Source organism: Vibrio sp. M250220 (assembly GCF_036533795.1).
GTDB lineage: Bacteria > Pseudomonadota > Gammaproteobacteria > Enterobacterales > Vibrionaceae > Vibrio.
Window position 1 is genome coordinate 1 of record NZ_JATABI010000098.1, and the last position, 3,228, is coordinate 3,228.

A 3,228-nucleotide genomic window follows, 5' to 3' on the forward strand; every position below is an offset into this window, starting at 1 on the left:
TATGGCACGATAAAGTGCTCTATCGTATTCCGTGGCAAGAGTGTGAAATATCCGTCATTGTCGCGAAAACCCATATGGGCTACGGGCGGTTAAAAGATGGCTATGAGTTAATGCTCTGGCTTAACCCTAAACACGCGGTCAATGCCGATTTAACTGGTCAACGCCATCAATATCTCAGTTTACTTCGCCATATGGGCAGTCATGCCCCTATGTATGGTTATTGGGAGTATGTTCGCCGCTATATGGCAGACGAACAGCCACTGTGGTACCAAATCAGTAAAACTCCACGTGTTCCGGGCATCAACACAGATAAAGCTAGAGAGCAAGGATACAGCAACTTTGTCGCATTGATTCGCTTTATCTTGGTTTTGCCAATTTTATTTCTACTCCGCCCCGCTCTTTTTTCACTCTGGTGTAATCCTTTGAGACATAAATGGCCAGAACAAGTCCATGAATGGACAGGTAAACGATGCAATTGGCATTAGACGTTTTTCACGACAGTTTATCCGCACTGCCGCTCAATCGAGCGGCAGTCGAGCTGTTCGCGGAGGAATAACCCATCATGAGTGAGATTAGACAAGTTGGCCCAATAACGTTTTAATGACGCCTGTCCCTTACACACTTTAGAGCCTGTCTCTGATATCAATGGGATACGCGTACCATACGAAGCACAAACGCCTAAAAATAGCTACGCGGTCTGTCTGGTTGATGCGATTGGTATTGCGACCGATCTGTGCCGTGAGTTCTCTATTGCTTACGATCTCACCATGTCGAGTTTGAGCACGTCGCAACATCCTCTCCAGATGGCAAAGTTAACCAAGCACATTATCGACAACGAGATGACACAAGCCGCATCGAAAGTCCCAGAGTATCAACCGACGGGTCATTACGCTGCCGCACTCTCTGCCCGTAAGCGCAGTGATCAAGAAATGGAACAACGCCAAGCGGCCGCAGGCTCTTCAAGAAAGCAAGAGTTAGAAAAGTGCTTGCACGTTGATGAGATGGAAGGCTACCTAAAGGACTACCAAGATGCGATGCCCAAACTCAAGCAGCAGCTTGAAACCTTGTCTGAAGATTGGTTGACTTGGTTAGATCATGAACAGCTAGATATCGCGCTCGCCTGGTTAGATGACAGTGACAAAGAACAAATCGCGCTTAAAGAAAGCCTCTTGTTTGCGATGACCAACAATCTTGAGGCCACCGATCAAGGCGTTGCACTGGCTCAGCGCTGGAGTAAAACCTTGCTTGCCGTGGTCTCAGAGCAACCACAACAGGAAAAAGGGGCTGGGGCGCACTTCTTAGCCGCGCTAGGCTTTGCCAAGCCATTGGTGTTAGAAGGCTCTAAATGGCTAAAAGAGCTTAACGGAACAACCAACAGCAATTCCAGTATTGAAGCGATTGCCAGTGTAAGAAGTGGGCTGATTGAATCGGGTGATATGCCTGCAACGGTGGCCACCGATGGGCTGATACAGTCTATCGCCAGCCCTTTGGTTCAATTAAGTCATGAAAGCAATACGGTTGTGCTTTGGCAGGAGACCTATAGCCTGCTTACTTACCGCTATAACTATCAATTCCCATTGGTAACCAGCAATCTGGCTGATGTGATGTTTGATATTGAGGCTTCGTATGCCGTGATGGTCTTTGCGGCAACCGGGCATATCACCAACGCTCCACAACAGCAAACCAGTACTCAAACGCTCAACCTGTATGCGGTTAACCAGACGTCTGCCCCAGATAAAAAGTTAACCACGGTTGAAAAGCACGCGAAATATTGGCTTAAACAGGTTAACGGCAATGATTTCTTAAGTGAAAAAACCGCCTTGATGAAGCTCTATCGCCAAACAGAGCAGGTATTTACCCCCAATGTGCAAAGCACCACTGTCGGCCTGTTCTTTTTAGTTCAGGTTTACAACACGTCACAAGTCAACAGTCAGTTTTCGGAAAATCCTCTAAAATGGGTCGTTGATCGTGCAAACGCCTGGGTCGGATTAATCACCAGTTCTTTTGCCGCTCTCGATCAGTTTGCTGGGGCACGCTTTGGCCAAGTCGGCGGTAAACAGGTCTTTACTGAGTTTATGAAGGAAGATGGTGCTAAGCTGCTTGGTACGTCAATCTCCAAATCATTAACTTCACTATTAAGTGATACCAACGTTACCTTTTTAAATTCGACAAAATTCGCAGAGCGCATAGGGCATTGGGCCACCATTGTTACTGAAGTGACTTTTCGTTGGTTGCCAGTTATCGGTGGTGTGGTTGCCGCCCTGGGCAGTGGGTATCAACTCGGCACTGATCTGGTTGGTAGCCAAAATGCCTTGGCTACCGCAATGTCAGGGGTAACACTCTTGGTCAATGGTATGGCGGCGTATTGCGCCTGGGTGGCACTGGTACCAGCGGCGGCGCCGGTTATGGCAGTCGCTGCGGTGGTACTGGGTGTCACCGCGCTGACGCTAGAGATAATCCGAGCCTCCTTAATGGACGATAAAACCCAACTGTTTTTAAAAGGCTCCTTCTGGGGCCGTGGCAATTATGCTTACGGTAAGTCCAAATTCAACACCTTGGAACAACGACTGAAGCTTTTTGACCAAGATGCCAAGCTAGAAGATGCGATTAGAGTGATGCAACAAGAGCTGACCGCGTTTGGCGACTATTTATTTAAACCCATCCCACAGCTACTCAATGTCAGTCAAACCGATGGCCTGAGCCGTTTTACACTGCATATCTTACTGCCGGGTTTTGTGCCATTAACCAGCGATGTCAGTGTGTATCTGCAGGGTTATGCGCAGAAGGACACTAAGGATCTACTGGTGAGTCACAGTCGAGAAAACCGCTGGCAAACCAATCAGCTTAACGGCAAGATCACTCTGCTTAATGACACCACTGCCGCGCTGAGCTTTGAGGTCGATGAAACAGAACTGGAAACAGACTATCGTTTTTATCAACTGGCGCTCGCTTATCATAACCCCGCTGGTTATCCTGTCACACTAAAGTATCCGAAAATCACCATCAGTGATGACAAACAGTGGTTTGAGTTCTGGCGCAGCAGTACTGAGTTGGAGTCTTTTGAAATCGAGAAAACTAAATCATGAGTGAGATTAGACAAGTCGGCCCCAACCATTGGGTTGGGCCAGAGGAGTTTGGCTTTACCCCCAACTTCCATATTACCCAACACGGCGTGGATCACTACCCCAATGGTCATTTAATGCAACAAGAACCATTAAATCCAGGTAA

Annotated in this window: 1 protein-coding gene and 1 pseudogene; both read left to right on the top strand. The window is 47.8% G+C overall.

Features of this window, described 5'->3' with window-relative positions:
- A pseudogene (locus tag QTN94_RS19380) lies at positions 1 to 485 on the top strand (DUF6708 domain-containing protein); the annotation flags it as partial.
- Positions 486 to 803: 318 nt separating this feature from the next.
- Complete coding sequence (locus QTN94_RS19385; protein ID WP_331428586.1) at positions 804 to 3,086, top strand: hypothetical protein; 2,283 nt, start codon at positions 804 to 806, stop codon at positions 3,084 to 3,086.
- The last annotated feature ends 142 nt before the right edge of the window (positions 3,087 to 3,228 follow it).